The sequence below is a fragment of the Microcoleus asticus IPMA8 genome, assembly GCF_013179805.1.
Lineage (GTDB): Bacteria > Cyanobacteriota > Cyanobacteriia > Cyanobacteriales > Microcoleaceae > Microcoleus > Microcoleus asticus.
The window spans coordinates 1-21,060 of record NZ_SRRZ01000102.1 but is presented as its reverse complement, the minus strand read 5'-3'; the positions used below and the strand labels follow the sequence as shown (position 1 = coordinate 21,060).

The following is a 21,060-nucleotide window of genomic DNA, read 5'->3' as shown; positions in this document are numbered from 1 at the left end:
CTGTCTGATGCGTTTTGCCTGTGAGCTCCCCCAACCTGATATTGTCTGTTGACAATGCACCCGATTCCTCAGCTTTGGAGTTTTGCTGCCAGCAATGCGACGATTGCTTGACAGTTTTTGTTGAGCATCCGACGACTTTGTAGCACAGAATGTCACAAATGCGGCAGCCGATCGAACTTTTGCACCCTGGCGATCGGCTTTTGGCACCGTTGCCCCGCAAAAACAAGTCTGAGATGAAGTCTCGTTAGTAGAGTATAACTGTAGGGCTTACGAAAAGAAACCCGGTTTCTGCGAGTCAACTGTTGGCAATTGCGAGTTCTGGAGTGGCAGCGGTCAATTCGATCGCGAGTGCTAGCTTACCGTCTCTACCCAACGCTTCATCCGCCAAGTGTACCATCCAGCGGTTCGGCTTGGCTTGGGGTCTAGCGGCGAGCACAACTGCCCAAGCTTCCCGTTCTTTGCCGCGACCCAACAGCGCAGCACAAACAATCAAAGCTGTGGCCGTTGAACGGCTGATTCCACTTTGGCAGCAGATCAGCAAACTGCCTCCCTGCGACGACATTTTGAGGGCAAAATCAATAATTTTCAGTACATCCTCAAGGGTAGGCAAGATTTGATCGGGGTCGTCAACGGGGGTGTCGAGGTCGTTAAATTCCAGCCGCAGTCGGTTCGGGACTTTGTGAAAATTTCTGGGATCTGCCACGCCCGGACTGCCGATCGAGATCAGGTATTCGATCTCGCGCCCCACAGCGCGATCGACAGTGTATTCGCTGGCTTCTGCTTCCGAAGCAATCAGGATTTTCGGCAATTTTCGATCCGATAAATCTGCGGCAACTGATGGTTCAAAATCAACTGTTTCTGCCTCAGTGCTGACATCTGCCAAGTATTGGGCAGCCAGGGCGCGAACGTCAGCAAATTCTCGGTTTAAAGCTGTTTCCAGAGCCAAAATAGCCGCCGTTGAGCCAATTTGACCGAGGGATTTAACAGCATTGTGACGCACTCCAGAGGTTTCGTCCCCCAGCAGCCGCACCAAACCTGCCACAGCTTCCTCTGTCCCAATTTCCCCCAAAGCAGCAGCAACTCTCCACCGGACATAAGATTCGCTGTCGCCAATTGCGATCGCCAGTCCCGCTGTCACCATTTTTTGCAAGTTAGCATCTCCGGCTGTACTGATGTTCCCCAGGGCAACCGCCGCCCTGCCGCGCACGAAAATGTCTCGATCCGAGAGCGATCGCATTACCGCCACCACAGCCACCTCGCTGCTGATTTCCCCCAAGGCAGAAACTGCACTGCCGCGCACGTCTGAGTCGTCATGGTTGAGGGCTTCCAGCAGGCCGGCCACAGCCGTTTCCGTGCCGATTTGTCCCAAGGCCTCGGCGGCCCTCAAAGAAACTGCATAGGAGTCGGGATCGTCGTGGAGCAATTCTACTAAGCTGGGTACTGCCTCACAATTGCCGATTTTCCCCAAAGCCGTCGCGGCCCTAGCGCGGGCGATGTGATTCGAGTCTCTAAGGGCGTTTATTAGCCCGGGAACTACCTCAGAGACGCCGATTTTCCCGCAGTTGACCGCCGCCCGCCAGCGCACTTCGGAGTCTTGGTGTTTGAGGGCTTTGAGCAGTGCGGGGACGGCTGTTTTCGGGTTAATTTTGCCCAAAGCCCAAACAGCCCAGACGCGCACCCCGGAGGCTTTGTGGTTGAGCGCTTTGAGCAGTGCGGAGGCTGCTGGTTTCGAGTTGATTTCTCCTAAAGCCCAAGCCGCCCAAGCTTGCACTTGGGAATCTTCGGATTCGAGCGATCGGGCTAATTCAATTACTGCTGCTTCGGAGCCGATTTTGCCGATCGCCCGAATGCCATGAAGGCGCACTGCACTTTCTTTGTGGTTCAATGTTGCCACCAGCATCGGAATTGCCAGATCCGAACTTGTTAGGGCCAGCAGTTTAATTTTGAGCAGCGGCGAAGTTGGGATTTTTTGGATTAATTTTATTGTGGATGTTTGAAATTCTGGCTTTACCGTTCCTGCTAGCTTCGAGCCGAGTTTTAAATTTACTTTTAGGGCTAATTTTACTGCCCGCAAAGCCAGACTTTGCTCTTCTACTTGCGGCAATATTGTCGCCAAGGTGCGCATCCCTTCTTTTTGTTTCAAATATTTTTGATTGAATTGAGCATCGCTGAGATCGGGTAGCTGTTGGATGAGGGTTGCTGCGGCGTTCATTGATTTACCTAATATTTTAGCGAGCGCTTGAGATTGCTATTTTAAATTGTGTGTATAAAAAATAATATAGCGTCTACAAAACGCTACTTCTCAAAAAAGCTTGCACCACTTCTAAAATATGTCTTATTCCACTATTTTTGCAACTGCCCAATTATTAATTATCGGGTTTTTTTGGGCGATCGGCTTGACAATTAGTAGCGCTTGCTGCTTGGCCTCGCTGGGTTGTTAGATAGCCTAACTCTGCTATATCATTTTATAGCAAGTTGGTTTGAAAGAGCGATCGGCGCGGTTGACCGCAGCCAACCGGAAACAGCTTGATTCCGGGACAATCTCTCAACGAGCATAGGGCCCTTTTTTCAAAACCTCAGCCAAAGCGTTACCGTTATCTCGCAAACCTTCGTAAAAAAACATCACTTCTCCTTGAATGCCGCGAGAGCGGTTGTAAGCAATTACTTGCAACAACAGCTCGGGAGTTATACTATATTTGCTGCCTCGATTCGTCAACAAAATCCCGGGCGACACGCACTTTACTTGCTGCCCGCTAAGCTGTCTCTCGATCAGTTTATCTACCAATTGTTTGTAAGCGTTAAAATCGCGGCGATAAAACTGCGGGTGAAGCAAATCGACCAAGTTTTGGTCAACCCAAGCTTTAGAATCTTGCAAATATTCTTCCAGTCCCCACTCATAAGGACTCGGCGACATCGACAGCAACAAATCAGGATTAATAGCTTTTACTTCTCGGTGTAAACGAGCCACAAACTTAGTAATAATATCAGCGCGCCATTGCAGCCAATGTTTGTCTTTACAATTCGACGGCGCTGCTTTACCGCACTCTTCTCGATAGCGTTTAACCGTTTTTTCGTCGTAACCGCCTTCTACGGGAAACGCAATGCGATCGTCTCCTTGAACGCCGTTTACCGGATAATTCTTAGCAACTTCCAGCATCAACCCCAGCACAAAGTTTTGCACTTCCGGGTCAAGAGAATTCATCCAGTCAAAGTTATTTTTCTTAAGTAAATTGCCGCTGGAATCACGGGCGGCCCACTCAGGTTTTTTCGCGAGCAAATGACCGCCCTTGCGATTGTAAGAACTCACAAATCCGTATTCAAAACAAGGAATCACTTTTAAACCAACTCTCTTGGCCTCAACACATATTTCTGCTAAGGGGTCGCGACCTTGATAGCGCGAGTCAATTTCCACCCCAAAGTTTTCTCGCATAATTTGAGAAGGATAAGCCGTATAACCCTGGCTCCAAATTATAGGAAAAACGGTATTAAATCCCGTATCGGCGAGAAAGTCCATTGCCTCAGCAATTCGCTCTTTTGATGTGAGAACTTTGCAGTCAGTGGTGGGTATCCAAACGCCGCGAATTCCACCAGGATTGTTAGTCGCAAACGAACTTGGCAGCGTTGCTGGATTTGGTGCAGAAAATCCAGTCGTCGCCAACCGCTGTTGGATCGAAGAAGCAAAACTGCGAATTGCTGATTGGAAAGGTGTAAAAAATGGCATTTATTTATTCTATTTTTGTTGTAAGGTGCGCGGTGCGCACGCTACGTTATTAATTTGTAGCACCCGATATTATTTATAGATAAGGTGCGCGGTGCACACCCGATATTATTTATAGATAAGGTGCGCACTGCGCACCCTACCTTGATTAGTAGCACCCGATATTATTATGGATAAGGTGCGCAGTGCGCACCCCAAAATTGTACTATCCAGCTACTCCCGACAACTTCTGGCTCAAAGCTTCTTTCAAGAGTTCCGCCTTATCAGTTTCCTCCCAAGGCAAATCTAAATCAGTGCGTCCGAAGTGACCGTAAGCTGCTACATCTTGATAGAAACGGCCGCCTCTTTCAGCAGGCAAATTCTGCAAGTTAAATGCCTGAATGATTCCCGCAGGACGCAGTTCAAAATGTTGCTTCACAACTTCCAAAAGGCGATCGTCATCAACTTTTCCAGTGCCAAAAGTTTCGATCATCATGCTAACAGGCCGCGCAACGCCGATCGCATAACTCAACTGCACTTCGCACTTTTGTGCCAAACCAGCAGCTACGATATTTTTAGCAACGTAGCGACAAGCATAAGCCGCGCTGCGGTCTACCTTGGTGGGGTCTTTCCCAGAAAAAGCGCCGCCGCCGTGACGGGAATAGCCGCCGTAGGTATCCACAATAATTTTGCGGCCCGTCAAACCGGAATCCCCTTGAGGCCCGCCGACGACAAATTTGCCGGTGGGGTTGACAAGGAAGCGAGTTTCTGCATCCGGCTTCACGCTAATATCGGCAAACACGGGTTGGACGACAGCAGCCCAAAGGTCTTGTTTGATCTTGGCTTGAACTTCGGCTGTTTCTGTGAGGTCGCCGATCGTTTCGGTGTGCTGGGTAGAAATTAAAATCGTATCTATGCCAACGGGTTTGCCGTCCTCGTAAATCACCGTAACTTGGCTTTTGCCGTCGGGACGCAGGTAAGATAACTGACCGGTTTTGCGGACTGCTGCCAGTTGACGGCAAATCCGGTGCGCTAAACTGATCGGCAGAGGCATCATTTCCGGCGTTTCGTTGCAAGCAAAGCCGAACATCAAGCCTTGGTCGCCGGCTCCAATGGCGTCTAATTCCTCTTCACTCGATTGTTCCCGGCTTTCGTGGGCTGTATTCACCCCTTGAGCAATATCGGGAGACTGAGAATCAAGAGCTACCAAGACTGAGCAACTATTGGCAGAAAAGCCGTTGTCAGCGTGGATGTAGCCAATATCGGCTATTTTTTTCCGGGCTAATTCTATGTAATTTACCTGAGCTTTAGTGGTAATTTCGCCCGTCAGCAGCATCAAGCCGGTGTTGACGACTACTTCGGCTGCGACGCGGCTTTTGGGGTCTTCAGTCAGTAAGGCGTCTAAAATCGTATCTGAAATTTGATCGCAGATTTTATCGGGATGGCCTTCAGTGACGGATTCAGAGGTAAACAGGTAGCGACGTGACAATGATTGTTCCTCCTTTGATGGGGGCGAAGCCTGCGCGACATCGACGACCGACGAATTATTTTTCAGGTAATGGCCAAGAATCATGGCGTCTGGGCCGCCGTCGAATTTTTGTCGGTCTGCAGAAGTGTTGAAGCAGGGTTTGAGATTGGGTAAAGTCACACTACTATAGCAAAGTCAGTCGTGGGAAGTCTTTAAAAACTTAGATTTTGTATGATTCTCGATCGAGCTGGGACACACCGCTAGTCTACCCCCCTCAGCTGACAAAGGTAAGATACAGTCAGGGTATCGCCTCGCGGAAGGACTATGGCAGGAATCCAAAAATCACCGAACTTAATCCAAACGGTTGCAGACCTAGAATTTCCCGGCGGCCCAATACCGATTGACTCTCCATTTTATATCGATCGATCGCCCGCCGAAGCCCGAGCTTGCGCAGAAATTAGCAAGCCAGGGAGCCTGATTCGCATTAAAGGTCCCAGAAAAATGGGCAAAAGTTCGCTGATGCTGCGCATAATTCACGCGGCAGCCGAGCGTGGATACCGCACAGTAAATGTAGACTTTCAGCAAGCCGACGCAGCGGTTTTTGGTAGTTTAGATAAATTTTTGCGCTGGCTTTGTGTCAATGTCGCTCGGCAACTCAAACTCGAACCAAATCTCGATAAATTCTGGGATGAAGATATGGGCAGCAAGGTAAGCTGCACTCTTTACTTTGAGAACTATTTGCTCGAACAAATTGACAGTCCGGTTGTCTTGGTACTCAACGAAGTAAACCTAGTATTTGAACGCGCCAATATTGCTCAAGAATTTCTGCCACTGCTGCGTTCTTGGTACGAACAATCTCGACACATTCTAAGTTGGCAAAAACTCCGCATCGTCGTCATTCACTCGACAGAAATTTATATTGCTTTGAGTCTTAATCAATCTCCATTTAATATAGGACTGCCGATAAAACTCTCAGAATTCACTGCTGAACAAGTCCAAGATTTGGCGCGCAGATACGGACTGAACTGGAGCGATAGCTATCCGATCGAGCAATTAATGAACATGGTAGGCGGGCATCCTTATTTAGTGCATTTAGCGCTCTATCACTTGGCAATTTTGCTGCAAAATCGCCAGTCGGGCGATGGGGACGAGCCTGGGGAAGACCTGGGGCGAGCCGAGTTGGCAGAACTGTTAACAGCAGCTCCTACTCACAGTGGCATTTATAGCGACTACTTGCAAAATCAGTCGATCGCCATTCAACAGCAGCCGGCACTGGCATCCGCCTTCCAACAGGTTATCGGTGCTAAAAATAGCGTTCACATAGAACCTTTTATCGCCTATCAGTTAAACAGCATGGGACTTGTCAAATTAGAGGGAAATAACTGTAGCTTGTCTTGCAAATTATATCGCCTGTATTTTCAAGAGCAAAATTTGTGCGAGGACTGTTTCTCGACTGTTGGTTGGGAGGAGTTGCAGCAAGAAAATGAAAGGCTGCTAGCTTTGGTGAATGTGGACGAACTTACTCAAATTGGCAACAGACGGCATTTTGACAGTTGCTTGCGAGCGGAATGGAAACAGATGGCTCGCGATGGGTCGCCGATATCTTTGATTATGTGCGACATCGATTTTTTCAAAATATATAATGATACCTACGGACATCAAGCTGGAGATGATTGTTTGCGAGAGGTAGCTCAGACAATTCGCCGATCGCTCCAGCGTCCTGCTGATGTAGCCGCTCGCTACGGAGGCGAGGAATTTGCTGTTATTTTACCTCAAACTGATGCGGCGAGCGCTCTGCTTGTTGCCGAACACATTAGAGTGAAAGTTAAAGATTTGAAGATTTTTTTTAACCCGGAAAAATTTGACGGTCTGCCTAATTCTGTGGTAACGATTAGTTTGGGAATTGCCAGCGTTGTTCCGGGGCAGGAAAATGATGCAGCAACGCTGGTACTGGCGGCTGATGAGGCTCTTTATCACTCGAAAAGGCAGGGGCGCGATCGGCTCACTATGAGTAAGCTTTTAAATTTTCGATTTGCTGCTGTTAATTAGCTAATCCCGGGGGAATATAATTCGTTTCTACACATACAAAGTCCGCCCGCGCGGACTCTGAAGAAAACGATAGTTCAGAACTGGATTTGAGGTTAATAGCGGGGAACGCTTCGATCGACCACCATTGAGTAAGCATCGATACCGCCAACGATATTTTTAACGTTGGTAAATCCTCGCTCGGCTAACCAGTGGCACATTTGAGCCGATCGCACTCCGTGATGGCACAGAACTAGGGTTTCTTTGTCGCGATCGAGTCTAGCGTCAATTTCACCAGACCATTCGGCAAACTCGCTCAACGGAAAAGCTACAAATCCCGGCAGCGCCGCGAGTTCAATTTCGTGAGGTTCCCGCACGTCTACAAGCTGCAATTTCTCAGCATTGGTTTCTGCTAATTGGCGACCTAATTCTTCGACTGTAATTTGAGCAAAAATTTCTGACATTTGATTATAAAAAAGTAGTCATTAGTCATTAGTCAGTTAACAGTTAACAGTCAACAGTCAACAGTCAACAGTCAACAGTTAACAGTCAACAGTTAACAGTCAACAGTGATTAATTGGGCAGCGAAGGCGGTGAAATTAGCTCCACAGGAGGAGTAGGTGCAGGACGCCCGTCCAAGCTCACTGTGTCCCTCGGGTCGAGACAAGTGGCGATTAACCTGTCAGTGGGAAAGTCGAGCCTGCCGCTCAAACCGACTACGCATTCAGCAAACTGTTGTGGCAATAAACTGCGGCGACACCCATCGAGCACTAACAGGGGAGCCGCAGGTTGAGTTCGAGTTTTGCCGTTAATATTCACTACGCAAGTAGCCAATTCGGCGGGACGCCTCACCCGCCGACAGCTAGAGAGCGCTTCGACACCAGAAATATTGGTTTTGCGGTTGATTTGGAGAGCGCATTTAGATATGTCGCGGGGGCGGAGGGCGTCAGCACAAGCGGAGGCGGCTGCCTCGGCGCCCACTCCGGCTTCGATTAGTTCCAGGGCGCAGACGCGATAGGGATTCCTATTGCGAGGGATTCTAATAGTGATGGCTGATGCTGGCGAGATTGGCAGTGCACTGGCCAACAAACCGAGTGCTGCTAGCTGCGTGCCGAGAGCCAATATCCAGCGCGCGGTAGGGTTTGAGCCTGTCGGTGCTGGCTTTGGGGAAGAAGTGCGGGAAAAATTGCGATTGTGCATGGCAGATCGAATAGTGAGTTTTTTTGGCTGATTGGGGCGATCGAGCGATCGGCTTTTCCTTGAGAATTTACCCCACATTATGGCTCGCGCTGCGGTCGATCGTTTTTTATCGATCTTTGTTGGATTTTTGATCGTTACCAACATATAATATAGAGTCTGCATAAAATTGCATACAGATATTAGAGAGGAAAATAAATGTCTCGATATCGAGGCCCCCGATTGAGAATCGTCCGTCGCCTGAAAGAGTTGCCGGGTCTAACCCGCAAAACCCCCAGACGAGATTATCCGCCTGGACAGCACGGTCAAAACCGCAAAAAGCTCTCTGAGTATGCGGTTCGCTTGCAAGAAAAGCAAAAACTCCGTTTCAATTACGGTGTGACGGAACGCCAACTGCTCCGTTACGTCCGCAAAGCCCGCCGTGTCACGGGCTCCACAGGTCAAGTGTTACTGCAATTTTTGGAAATGCGCTTGGACAATACTGTGTTTCGGATGGGAATGGCTCCAACCATTCCGTCCGCTAGACAATTGGTAAATCACGGTCACATAACTGTCAACGACCGTGAAGTCAATATCGCCAGCTATCAGTGCAAGCCTGGTGATGTAGTTGCGGTGAAAAATAGAGAGCGCTCGCGCACAATGGTAGAAGCTAATCTCAAAGACCCAGGCTTGGCTCACTTGCCGAATCACTTGGAATTTGATAAGCAAAAACTGGTTGGCAAAGTTAATGGCGTTATCGAACGCGAGTGGATTGCTCTACAGATTAACGAACTGCTAGTTGTGGAATACTACTCGCGGCAAGCTTAAGTTATTAGTCATCAGTCGTTGGTCATTAGTCATCAGTTGGTTGCTAGCAGAATAATTAATAATTGGGTACGAACCCAGTTATTGATTAATTGCTACTGAATAATGAGACTAAGAGTTCATAATTTTCAACACTCCCACCCCCTAAAAAGGGATGGGATTTTTTGAAGGTTTCGCTTGTTAACTTCTTTGAGTTGCCATTTGCTCAGACGACACCTGCCTGATGGCATTAAATGATGTCCCAGCCTCAAATTATTCCCTTAAAAAGTTTCTTCTCCGGTTGGTTCTTGGTGGACAAGACCTCGCTTTTGAAGGCGATAATTCGCTACAACAGGGTAAACAACACCGCGTATCCGATTGATCGCGCCTACTGGACGATGAACTGCTAAGCCGTTCCAGGGAGAATATCTCAGGTTTTCGTTGAAATCAGATTGTTTTTCATAATCAATAATCTGATGCTTGACAGTGAGACGACCTACTCTCAAGAAGGGTGATTCCTGTTCCTTCCAGACATTGATGCCATCGTCGATCGGCATTTTTAGGCTGGTTTGGAACTGAATGCCAAAATCCCACCAATATTGGGCATCAGGTTTCGCCAAGGCTTGAATTAGATCGTTCCGGTAATAATTGTCTGGTTTATTGGGATCTAAACCCAAGGCTTTAGCGCGATCGACAAAGGGAATTTTAGGAATTCCCGGTCGAGATTGTTCTGGAATTATCTCGTGCGGTGGTTTGCATGAAACCGGAGTAAACCCATACTTAATTACAGCCGGATATTCGACAGGAACTACACCAGGTTGCGAGGGATCGAAATCGGGATTGAGACCCAAAGCAGAGGGTGAACCGCTCCAATATTTGGCTGTTAGCAAACTCTTCGGAGTCCGGCTACCCGTAAGCGTTGAGACAGCTAAAAAGTGTCTGGGATGTCGCATTAGCCACTTTTTCAATGTCTCTGGTGATTCAACCAGAGCAGAAAAAAAGCCGTAGTAGTCTTTGATGGTTTGGCTCACAAATATCTCTGAATTGTGAACAATGATGTCCTGGGTGTTTGACTCGTGGCTTTGCGCGAGTCGTTCCCCTTCCACCCCCATCACTTTCACTGACATTGAGCGGGAATCTTTTTGGTAATCAGGGTATACTTTGGTAGCCCCGTTAGCAAATCGCAACCAAACAGGATATTCTTTGGGTTTTGCTAGCAAACCTTGCTTAAGGGAAATAGCATTGAGTTGCGAAGAAGTTAACGAAGCGCGTTTTCCCAATTCCTGTTTAATCGCTTGCTGATCGAAGTCAAAAATTTCCAGAGTTCCTTTAACGCACGCATGAGTTTTGGCGTGAGTATCTCGCAGCGCCCGCTCCTTATCCCCGTAAAGATTATCCATCCGAAGCTTGGCCTGCTCAACCAAAAGATCGTAGTATTTGCGTTCGTCCTGTTCGGGATATTCGGTAAATAACTTCTTGCTCATAAAAAACCTTTGCAAAGCTGATTAGGGCGATCGGTGTCGAACCATCAGGACACGGCAGTGCCGTGTCCCTACAATTAATCGGGGTAGGGACACGGCACTGCCGTGTCCGAACTATCATGTCGCTCGTGCAATCGGAATTGATATCAAGCTTGGTTTGTTGATTGTTGATGGTTCATGGTTAATTGCCTAATTTTTACAATACCATGAACCATGCAAGGCTCTAAGCTGGTTTCCAACCCTCATTATAAAAAGAAACTTTGTACTCTTTACCGCGAGGAACATTACGATTTAGCACTTGGGAGAGGGTCTTGGTATTCATAATCTCTTCCCAACCTACTGGCGAAAAAGTTTCTGGATTGAAGACATTTTCTGCTAGCAGCGGATTGGTGAAAGCTTCAGAAAAGGCATCAATTCCTATCAGTCGTCCGACTAAAGGAGGTAAGGCTGAATTTGGCCGCAAATCTTCTGCGTAGAGTCCAACATACAACTCAATGTTGTCTACGTGACCGTACAATCGTTTCAATTCTTTTTGGACATCTTCATCGCCACTAATTTGATTGAAATCGGTCACCCGTGGATACTTGCACAGTTCGCGGTAATCGTTGTAGCTTCTTAATTTGGCTGCACGACCTGCACGAATGCTCGCTGTCTCAGTTGGAATTAGGAAATCAGGCGTATTGAATAAACCCAATTGCGCTGCTGGTTGGGAACAAGTTTCTTCAAATATAGCTCCCAAACCCTTGTTAATGATCATATCATTGTTCCACATCGACTCGGGCATAGACATTTCCTTCCCCTCATGAATTAGCTTATCGGGCAGCATACTATGCCAACGATAAACTAAAGTAAATTCTACCATCATCCAATTGTTGCGATACCATTTTTCATCAATAAACGCTGGGGGATCGGTGAAGAATTGGAAGTGATAGGGAGTAAGGTGGTTGATATAATCCTCAAGCACAATTTTCAGAAACTCCGCCATCACGATATTTCTGGCGGTTTGGAAAAGACGTTCATCATCCCAAGTTGGATAATTTTTTGCCAAGAGGTCGCATACGCGATTGTGTTCTCTTAAGCTAAGAACGTTGAGCATTACATAGCCAATTTGCACATTGACCCGCTCTAACTCTATCCCCATTGCAAATAATTTTTGTCTCTTTTCAGAGGGTAGTTTATCCGATTTCTTTTCGTCGTATTCACCGACTATTTGATGGGGAATTCCTTTGAATTCTTCCTTAGGCTGTCCGTTCTCATCATAGTAAAAAGGAGGATATTCTTCGCCATTGAGAATTTGGCTCTTTAGCTTGCCTCCTTGATGAGATCTCAGCAGCTTAGTAATATTTGCGTTCAACCCATAGACGTTACACAGATCGATGTGGTGGTTGGAGCTATTTTTGCGGTGATCCAGTCGATCTGTTCGCAGGAAACTGTCGGTAAACCATTGCACGAAATAGGGGAACATAAGAGAGGATTTGGCCGAATATTTCGTCTTCCCTCCTTTTTTGCGGTACAATACCTCCAAATCCTTAATAGGCGGGAGATTCTTTTCAAAATTCTCTGTGGGGCTTAAATTAACCCCTACGTAGCTTTTATTTGTTAAAGGCTTCCAATCAGTAGGCGGTAGATGAAGTCCCGAATAAGAGCGATCGTTTAATGACTCCCAAGAGGTGTAGGGAGACATGGTACTAAACGCATAGGGGCGAGTTGGAATTTTTAAGACGGCATTGTTAATCAGGGTTTTGTTCACTTTTTTGCTAAGCCCCTCGTTGCTTTGAATGAAGTTCCAAAGCGGCTTGAAGTTAGTTAAAAGCAAAGTCTCGATTTTGTTTTTCTGCCCGTCTCTTGAGGTGTCTCTTTTTGAAGGCATAATTGTTTCTCGTTTTGGTTCTTGTAGATTTGATTGATTGCCACGGCTCAATTCCGCCGGGATCTTGATCGAGTCTTCTTTATCCTCTGCAATTAGTTTTAAGGGTTTATTAGATAATAAAAGCGGTTCTAGATTCTTGGGGTGGTACGGGATGTCTGCGCTTTGAAAACGCTCGATCGCGCTTTCATGAAGATCGTCAATGGTATCCCCCACCTCGCGCCACTTGATTCCTGCCAATTTGAAGAACCCAGGATTGTTTTGAAATGGAGCCTTATAATTAGGCTGGATATCCTTAATGGCCTCTGGCTCGAATTCAAGCTTCAATTCAAGGTCACTGAGTTGATCCAACATCCACTTCAAGACAGTATCTGATAACCCGCGGTATGCTGGCGTACCACCGCCGATGCAGCCATGCTCGCCTGGAAACCAAACTTGACGAAGCTTCTGCTTCGGGGCATCAGGATTTTTCTTCATCAAGGTAACATCAAAGATTGCGCGAACTTCGTCGATCGCAACGGCGTGCAACGCATTCTCAATATCCTTATTTAAAGTGGTGTCGTGGAATTTGTACCTTTTTTTGAGCGGTTCTTCATACTTCTTCAAGACGGGTACCAGAGGAATACCAAGAGCTCCAACGGTGTCGAAACAACCGAGCAAGGTAATCGGGACGCTATCGCCGTTATCTTTACCGTAATCTTTGCGGAAACGCTTTGCTTGGTCATCATTTGGTTTAACGCCTCGGTCACGGTAAAGCTCGTAAGCTTGTGATGCCTTGGTAATATAACGGCGCGATAGGAGACCGGAGCAATAGATCATCCCCGCTAGACTCCTGACTGTGTAAGCACCGCGACTGAACCCGAATAGATAGATTTCGTCACCGCGATCGTAGTTGAGAGAAAGAAAACGATAGGCATCTTGTATATTTTTATCGATTCCCAGCCCAGTGACTCCGCCCACAATCTTGTTACTGTCGACTCCAATTCCCTCGTCATAAAACACGATCTGCGGAACCCCGTCACTGGCTGTTCGTGTCACTGCCTGGGCAAGCTTAAGCACATTAGTTGGGCACTCAGTATCTAGTTTGTTCCAAGTTCCATCACAGCAAACGATCAGACGTTTCATATTTACATTCTCTCTTTGAATCGGAAATTTGATAGCGAGCTGTCATTGGTAATCGGTTACAAGAGAATTGCCAATTCGCGTTTTTGTGTCGCGTCAGGCGCTCCCTGCTAATTTTTGGCTTGAAATTGTTATGTGGCTGGGCAATCTTTAGCTATTTCGATTCTCAGGATATTAGTCCCAAAACACCCTATAGTGTAGTTGGCTGTATTAAAATGTTAATTTTATTTATATTTCTTAAATTAAAATGTTTACAGAGTGAAATAGTAGCTTTGGTTCTGGGAAAAGGCTCGATTCTCTTAAAAAGTAAAAAATTTAGAGTGTGAAATAGTAGCTTTGGTTCTGGGAAAATGCTTGATTCTCCTAACAGGAGCAACGATCTGATGCCATAGCTAACAAACATTTAAACACATTTACGCTCTGCCTGGTCAGTTTTTAGAACAGCTATATCCGATCGAGTTGTAAGTTATCTGCAAGATAATGGTGACGTATTAACCACACCCATAGCAGGTTTGGACTGTGTTTTGGATGAAAATTTGTTGCAGCGACTCTCAGATTTTCTGCGATGTGCTTGAAGTTTTTAACAATCTGTGGGCTTTTCTGGTTTCTCGATCGATAAATTTGTGCGAAAATTTTCTAGCCCCGGTCTAATTTGAAGCGTCCAAAAGTAGGGACGATCGACCGCAGCGACTGGCTGCGGGGTTCTCGCACCAAAATCAAAGGCAGCAACCCTACCAATCGCACAGCAGCCGAGAGGGCAAAGAGTGCTCCCAAACTCATGCCGGGAAGTTGGGCAACAAACCCGCCTGCAGTAGTTCCCAAAGCCCCAGCCAATCCCGAAACTGCTGCGGCGATCGCAAAATAAGTCGAAGGTTGCTCGATCGACGCTATCTCCATTTGAATATTATTAGTGCACAAGCCGATCGCCCCTAAAGTCGTTCCCCCCAGCAAGTGCAGCAGCGGCAGCCACACCCAAACCGCAAACGGGTAATTGCCCGTACCCAACCACAGCAAAGGCGTTATCGCCACCACCAGCCCCACCGCAATTAGCAGGGGGCGATTTCCCAAGCGATCGGCCAACTTGCCCCAAAACATCAGCAGCAGTAGATTTGCCCCGGAACTAAAGCTGGTGTAAATCGTTACCAAACTCACATCCAAGCTTAATTCTTTCAGCAGGTAGATATTAAAAAAAGGCGCGCTGAGATTAACTGCAAATGTCCACACGCTGAAGTAAAGAATAAACATTAAGAAATTAGAATCTTTGAGTACAGAAGGCACAAAATCTGTTATTTGCTTTTCTTTTTTCTCTGTAAGTCGATCGCTCTCTGCATATTTTTTGTATACCTGCGGATTCACATCAACCATGAAGAATTGACACCCCAAACTAATCATTCCCGCCAAAACACCCACCAATAAAACAACACCGTAGCCCAAAATTGGATCTGCGCCCCAAGTTGACACGGACAATCCCATGAGCGGCACTCCCAGCAAACTAATCAAGCTCGTAGCACTGTTGCGAAAGCCAAAATAGCGTCCCCGCAAACGCTGAGGAACCACGGCGGCGAGCCAACTAAACCAGTTAGCACTGGCAAAAGCTCCTAGCACGCTAGCTGCTAGGACGGTTGCCAGCGTCCACAGCAGCAGTTGGTGGGAGTCTGCGTGCTGGGAACCCCAAACAATTGCCACCGCCAGCACCAGCCACAGCAGCCGAGACACGCCGAATATCCCTAGGTTGTAGCAGTAGCGACTGGTTGTGCGGTCTGCGATGTAGGCTCCTAATGGTTGCAGGAGATTTACCACCATCGGAATAGCAGAGAATATACCTATTTCCACGCTGCTGGCACCGAGTTGCAGCAAGAAGTTGCTCAGCAGCACGCCGGCGGTCGCCGACTCGAAGACACTGGCAAAAACGCCGTCCAGAATTGAGGCTTTGAGAGTCGAGCGAATGTCTTGTTTAGAAATTTTGAGAGCTGTTTTTGGAGGTAGAACGAGCTGAGATATTTGATTATCTAGTATTTCTGGAGTCTGGAAAGATAGAGGTTGATTTAACTCTGCAACTGGTTCAACCATAAGTCATAGAATTTTATATTTTAGATCGCAGATTAAAGAATTAATTGCAAAATCTTGGTTTGGCAAGGGTTTGAGGCTGGCCGGCCATTAAATTATTTTTCATGCGCAGGTGTCAAAAAAATTTAATATTTCTGCTAGGAATTGCTGAGCTAGCCTATTAAGATAAAACCAGCCCCGCCTTCAAGATGTTAGCTTGAAAGCTAGACTGGCACTTCCGGGTAATTGTTATTAATATAGAGCGCAAGCGATCGCTGAGACATCAACCGCTTGGGAGATATAAATTTGCTAATTGTACAAAATTAGGTGTTAGGGCTTAACAAGGAAGCGATCGCAGCATTTCGCCTGACAAAAATTGCTCGAATTCCACCTCAAACAAGTCCCCCCAAGGGCCAAAGCAAATTTCGCGCGAGATCCTCCACTCGGCTCTCAAACCTTTACGGCTAGCTAAATCTATAGAATGTAAGACGATCGACTTGCCGAGTATAGCTGCTAACTCCAGCCCTCGGGCCAGGGCGGCAATTGCCTCTGGGGCGACAGCATCCACTTGCTGCATATCCACGACAACTCCAAGGGCAGCCGTTTCTAAGGCTTGCTCCAAATTGGTTTGGAAATCTAGGACAGCGATGCCGCCGAGGCAGCCCTTGGGTTGCAAAACAATGGTGTTGGATGCGGTGGTTTCTGGATCTAGTTGAGCGGTTGAATCCGAAACAACTGACGCCGTGAAGGTAGTGGCGTTCTTCATCTTTCCTCCTCCTGCGAACCCCTCACCATACCTGTACTCAGGACGGGGTAGATGCGAGGAAAAAGGGTGCAACGTCTGTGCAAGATAGCTGTAACCATCTTTTTTTTGAACCTGTTTACAGTAATTGTACTTAATTCCTGGAATCAGTTGGTCAGTCCCAGCGCTCGCGATCGAGATTCCTGGTTGTTTAGGGAAATCACCCGTACGTGCCCGTAAGGCTTCGGAGTCGGTTGTTGGCGAGCGCACCTCAAGAAAAGTGTGGCTGCGATCGGCAACTGGCAGGACAAAATAATGACTTGACAAAATTTACGCTAACTGATGATAATAGCAAACCCTAGAATCAAACTTAAATGTTTGAGGGGTATCACTGCTAAGGCGTGATGTCGATCGCCGGCAAATTTACGGATTTCTGAATTTGAGCGTGACTAAAACTCAACCTTTATCCGGGTATACACTGCCAGTATTTGCCTGTGCGGCTGCACTTGCAGCTTTGCGGTGCTTGCGTGATGGTATTAAGTCTTTAGATAGTGTATCAGTAAATTTACTGGAACCCCCAATAACGGCAGCAATTCCGATCGAGCAGGCATCTGTGCTCAAAACTGGTACCGCTTTGGGCGTGACTCGCTCCGATCCGGGGGACAATCTCGATCTGACTCGGAATACCCCCGTTTGGGCAATGGTGGAATTGGAGAGAGGGGAAGAGGGGGAACAAATACAGATTGTTGGCGGCGAGGGAATTGGACATCACAAAGCAGGTGGAGGAGCGGCAATCTATGATTACGCGATGCGCCTGCTGCGATCGAATCTGAGCCGAGAACTCGCACCGTCCGAAAAAATTACTGTCACCCTGATTCTGCCGTCAGGGCGTCAACTAGCCACCCGCACTTCTAACGAAGCTTTCGGCGTTGTAGAAGGACTTTCGCTGCTGGGTACAACTGGCATTTCTCAACCGCTGAGCGCCCCGGGACAGTTGGAAGTTTACCGCGAACAACTGCAACAAAAAGCCGAACTGTTTGACACTTTAGTATTCTGCATCGGCGAAAACGGCTTGGATTTGGCGCGACAACTGGGGATCAATCCCGATCGGCTCGTCAAAACCGCTAACTGGCTGGGCCCGCTGCTTGTAGAAGCAGGATGTCAGGGCGTGCAGTCAATTTTGCTGTTTGGCTATCACGGGAAACTGATGAAATTGGCGGCGGGAATTTTTCATACTCACCACCACCTCGCTGACGGGCGCAGGGAAATTCTCACAGCTTACTGTGCTAAAGCTGGAATGCCCGCTGATGCGTGTTCGGAAATTTTTGCCGCAGCGACGGCGGAAGACGCTCTCGGACAATTGCGGGCTTTGGATGCTCAAACTGGCAGCAATTGGGTCGCTCGAATTTACGGCGACATCGCGCGACAAATAGACTTGCGCTCATCGGATTGCATTTTTACTCACACTAACTTGCGCATCCCCGTTGGCTCGGTGATGTTCGGGCGCGATCGCAAAATTATTGTTAAAAGTGACATAGGAGATACATTTCTGACCCAAATTTGTTAATGTAGTGTGAATATCCCTGAATTCTGTTTAAAACATCGGTCAGGGATAATATTTAATAAGTAATAATTCTCTGTCCCTAGACCTTAATTATACTAGGTTGCTTCGGGAAGCAATTTTTGACGCAATAGTTCAATTAATTAGGGTAAGGATCGAACTAAATCTATGCTTGCCCTCGACTCTATTAATCGACTAACATCGCTGACAGCAATCTAGTATAAATAAGATTTATTCCTAGCGACTAATGGTTGCTCGCCTTCCTCAGTCTTGCAATGAGACGGCGACAGATACCTCCGCTACTTTCGTCGATCCAATTAGCAATTAGCAATTACGCAATAACCGTGACTACTCAAATAGAAACTGAATCAGTCCTAACAAACTCTTTTCTGGAGCAGATAGAGCGCCAGACGATCGTGATTCTCGACTTCGGTTCGCAATATTCCGAACTGATTGCTCGCCGCATTCGCGAAACTCAAGTATATTCAGAAGTTATTTCTTACCGCACTACGGCAGAACAGTTAAAAGCTATCAATCCTAAAGGAATTATTCTGTCAGGAGGCCCGAGTTCTGTATACGATGAAAGAGCTCCCCAATGCGACCCAGAAATTTGGAATTTGGGAATACCGGTGTTGGGAGTGTGTTACGGGATGCAGTTGATGGTAAAGCAGCTCGGAGGAACGGTTGAGCGGGCTAAGTTAGCCGAATACGGCAAGGCATCGCTATTTATTGACGATCCTACGGATTTGCTGACAAATGTCGAAGAAGGCAGCACGATGTGGATGAGCCACGGAGACTCATGTTCCGAGTTGCCGTCGGGTTTTGAGATCCTCGCTCACACGGACAATACTCCGTCTGCTGCTGTTGCTAACCACGAGAAAAATTTGTACGGCGTTCAGTTCCATCCAGAAGTGGTTCACTCGATCGGGGGAATAGCTTTAATTCGCAATTTTGTTTACCACATTTGCGAGTGCGAGCCGACTTGGACGACTGCTACTTTTGTGGAGCAATCGATTCGCGAAATTCGCGCGCAAGTGGGGGATAAACGAGTTTTGCTGGCTCTCTCCGGCGGTGTAGATTCTTCTACTTTGGCTTTCTTGCTGCACAAGGCGATCGGCGACCAACTTACCTGTATGTTTATCGACCAAGGGTTTATGCGGAAGTATGAACCAGAACGGTTGGTAAAATTATTTAAAGAGCAATTCCACATTGATGTTGAGTATGTTAATGCTCGCGAACGCTTTTTAGCTCAACTTGAAGGGATTACAGATCCGGAGGTAAAACGCAAGCGGATCGGTCACGAATTTATCAACGTATTTGAAGAAGAATCGAAGCGTCTTGGCCCCTTCGACTACCTGGCACAAGGTACTCTTTATCCTGATGTGATTGAGTCGGCTGACACTAATGCAGACCCGAAAAGCGGCGAACGAGTTGCTGTTAAAATTAAAAGCCACCACAACGTGGGGGGTTTGCCGAAAGATTTGCGATTTAAGCTGATTGAACCGCTGCGAAAACTGTTTAAGGATGAAGTGCGAAAAGTGGGCCGCTCGATCGGGCTTCCCGAAGAAATCGTGAACCGACAGCCTTTCCCGGGCCCGGGATTGGCGATTCGGATTATAGGAGAAGTTACCGCAGAGAGACTAAATATTTTGCGGGATGCTGACTTCATTGTTCGCCAAGAAATTAACCGCCACGGATTGTACGGCGAACTTTGGCAAGCTTTTGCAGTTTTGCTGCCGATTCGCAGTGTAGGGGTGATGGGCGATCAGCGCACTTATGCTTACCCGATCGTTCTGCGATTTATTAAGAGTGAAGATGGGATGACGGCTGATTGGGCGCGGGTTCCTTACGATTTGTTGGAACTGATATCGAATCGGATTGTGAATGAGGTTAAGGGGGTGAACCGGGTGGTTTACGATATTACTTCTAAGCCGCCGGGAACGATCGAGTGGGAGTGATTTGTAGTTAGTTATTAAGTAGGCGGACAATACTTTTGTCCGTCTGCACAGACTATTGAATTGCGATCGCCAATTTCAGCATCCAGCAGCAATTCGCACTGTTGAAACACGTAATTGATCGCGGCAAAAAGCCGATCTAATTCTTGAATTGTATAAAACATTTGATTGCGAGTAAAAACATTAGATTTGAGTTTGCCTAACTGCCATATTCCCCCATTTGATACAATTCCAAAAACATCTTGCTCTGAGTTTTCATTCAGTCGCTGTGCGGCAATCATTTCAGCCAAACACTGAGCCCATCCATTTTCAAAGTTATCTTGTTTCGCTTCAACTAACAAAAAGTAAGGTTGTTCAAAAACGACTTTTCCTAATGAAGAACGTTTAGCTAAAATATATTCAGGAAATCCAGAAAGATATTGATCGTAGGTGAGAGATTGATGGCTCCACAAAACAAATCCGCTGTAATAGCGCTTCCAAACTTCTTTAATCACTGGATAAATCAAATTTTCGCAAATTGCAAATTCAGAATTATCAACGACTCCCTCTCGCATTGTAAATTCCAAATCTTCTCGAAAATAGTCAGAGACAGGAAACTCTGTTTCTACTATAAAATTAGATTCCGTGTAGGTAATTTGAAATTCTTTGAGGACTGAACCGATGGTTTTATAAGCACTGAAGGGCATAATCGCTTACCAGATTTAGGTTGCGTATTTTATTGAGCTGATTTTAGCATGGGGAAAGGGCGATCGTGTTTAGTAAAAAGAGCGATCGGCTTACAATGTTTAAATACACAGAGAACAATCAATTATTATCTTCTGTCAACTTCCATTCTCTGGAGATCGCATTAAGTTCTTCAATAATTTCATCGGTTTCATTAAGAATCTTTTCTGCACTTTTAGGATTTTTCCTAAAACCTGCGTGTAGTACATCGTTACGCAGCTTAGCTAAATTAGACTGACCACCCCAAAGATTGGTCAATTGCGTTCTGGTTTTCTTGGAAATCTCTAACCATTGGTTTAAGTCAGAAGTGTTGAATGCTTATTTGATAGGATTCTGAAAATAGACATACGAATCCTATAAACTGGTGATTTCAGCAATTAAAAACAAGTTCCT

At 46.8% G+C, this 21,060-nt stretch carries 15 protein-coding genes; 4 read left to right on the top strand and 11 right to left on the bottom strand.

Annotated features, from left to right (window positions below; genetic code table 11):
* Positions 1–295: 295 nt before the first annotated feature.
* The 3 genes from E5S67_RS23290 to metK form a co-directional block, all read right to left on the bottom strand.
* Entirely contained in the window at positions 296–2,212 is a 1,917-nt protein-coding gene (locus E5S67_RS23290) for a HEAT repeat domain-containing protein (protein ID WP_172190742.1), read from the bottom strand.
* Positions 2,213–2,545: 333 nt separating this feature from the next.
* On the bottom strand, positions 2,546–3,721 hold the full coding sequence (locus E5S67_RS23285; protein WP_172190741.1) for a glycoside hydrolase family 10-like protein: 1,176 nt from the start codon (positions 3,719–3,721) through the stop codon (positions 2,546–2,548).
* A gap of 202 nt (positions 3,722–3,923) precedes the next feature.
* The gene (gene metK, locus E5S67_RS23280; protein ID WP_172190749.1) at positions 3,924–5,186 is read right to left on the bottom strand and encodes a methionine adenosyltransferase; all 1,263 of its coding nucleotides are present in this window, start codon (positions 5,184–5,186) and stop codon (positions 3,924–3,926) included.
* A gap of 303 nt (positions 5,187–5,489) precedes the next feature.
* Between metK and E5S67_RS23275 the strand changes: the two genes are divergently transcribed.
* Complete coding sequence (locus tag E5S67_RS23275; protein WP_172190740.1) at positions 5,490–7,214, top strand: AAA-like domain-containing protein; 1,725 nt, start codon at positions 5,490–5,492, stop codon at positions 7,212–7,214.
* A 92-nt stretch (positions 7,215–7,306) separates the two neighbouring features.
* On the opposite strand, the gene E5S67_RS23270 is transcribed toward E5S67_RS23275, so the two are convergent.
* Together E5S67_RS23270 and E5S67_RS23265 are read right to left on the bottom strand one after the other, a co-directional pair.
* On the bottom strand, positions 7,307–7,654 hold the full coding sequence (locus E5S67_RS23270) for a rhodanese-like domain-containing protein (protein WP_172190739.1): 348 nt from the start codon (positions 7,652–7,654) through the stop codon (positions 7,307–7,309).
* Between the two features lie 109 nt (positions 7,655–7,763).
* Positions 7,764–8,468 carry a hypothetical protein gene (locus tag E5S67_RS23265; protein WP_246276948.1) on the bottom strand — a complete coding sequence of 235 codons (705 nt, stop codon included), beginning with the start codon at positions 8,466–8,468 and terminating at the stop codon, positions 7,764–7,766.
* A gap of 117 nt (positions 8,469–8,585) precedes the next feature.
* On the opposite strand from E5S67_RS23265, the gene rpsD reads away from it, so the two are divergent.
* Positions 8,586–9,194 carry a 30S ribosomal protein S4 gene (gene rpsD / locus E5S67_RS23260; RefSeq protein WP_172190738.1) on the top strand — a complete coding sequence of 203 codons (609 nt, stop codon included), beginning with the start codon at positions 8,586–8,588 and terminating at the stop codon, positions 9,192–9,194.
* Positions 9,195–9,451: 257 nt separating this feature from the next.
* On the opposite strand, the gene E5S67_RS23255 is transcribed toward rpsD, so the two are convergent.
* The 4 genes from E5S67_RS23255 to E5S67_RS23235 all read right to left on the bottom strand — a co-directional run bounded on the left by E5S67_RS23255 (position 9,452) and on the right by E5S67_RS23235 (position 16,452).
* Positions 9,452–10,654, bottom strand: coding sequence for a catalase family protein (locus E5S67_RS23255; protein WP_172190737.1), 1,203 nt, complete (start codon positions 10,652–10,654; stop codon positions 9,452–9,454).
* A gap of 220 nt (positions 10,655–10,874) precedes the next feature.
* Entirely contained in the window at positions 10,875–13,643 is a 2,769-nt protein-coding gene (locus tag E5S67_RS33610; RefSeq protein ID WP_246276947.1) for a phospholipase effector Tle1 domain-containing protein, read from the bottom strand.
* Positions 13,644–14,276: 633 nt separating this feature from the next.
* Positions 14,277–15,710 (bottom strand): MFS transporter, encoded by a 1,434-nt coding sequence (locus E5S67_RS23240; RefSeq protein WP_172190736.1) that lies wholly within the window; start codon positions 15,708–15,710, stop codon positions 14,277–14,279.
* Positions 15,711–16,023: 313 nt separating this feature from the next.
* Entirely contained in the window at positions 16,024–16,452 is a 429-nt protein-coding gene (locus tag E5S67_RS23235; RefSeq protein ID WP_172190735.1) for an STAS domain-containing protein, read from the bottom strand.
* A gap of 421 nt (positions 16,453–16,873) precedes the next feature.
* Here E5S67_RS23235 and cbiD point away from each other — a divergent pair, with 421 nt between their 5' ends.
* Positions 16,874–17,995, top strand: a complete 1,122-nt coding sequence (gene cbiD / locus E5S67_RS23230; protein WP_172190734.1) for a cobalt-precorrin-5B (C(1))-methyltransferase CbiD — start codon at positions 16,874–16,876, stop codon at positions 17,993–17,995.
* 350 nt (positions 17,996–18,345) lie between these two features.
* Positions 18,346–19,947, top strand: a complete 1,602-nt coding sequence (guaA, locus tag E5S67_RS23225) for a glutamine-hydrolyzing GMP synthase (protein WP_479686925.1) — start codon at positions 18,346–18,348, stop codon at positions 19,945–19,947.
* Between the two features lie 14 nt (positions 19,948–19,961).
* On the opposite strand, the gene E5S67_RS23220 is transcribed toward guaA, so the two are convergent.
* Together E5S67_RS23220 and E5S67_RS23215 are read right to left on the bottom strand one after the other, a co-directional pair.
* The gene (locus E5S67_RS23220) at positions 19,962–20,630 is read right to left on the bottom strand and encodes a hypothetical protein (RefSeq protein WP_172190733.1); all 669 of its coding nucleotides are present in this window, start codon (positions 20,628–20,630) and stop codon (positions 19,962–19,964) included.
* A 118-nt stretch (positions 20,631–20,748) separates the two neighbouring features.
* Positions 20,749–20,925 carry a hypothetical protein gene (locus E5S67_RS23215; protein WP_172190732.1) on the bottom strand — a complete coding sequence of 59 codons (177 nt, stop codon included), beginning with the start codon at positions 20,923–20,925 and terminating at the stop codon, positions 20,749–20,751.
* Positions 20,926–21,060: the final 135 nt, after the last annotated feature.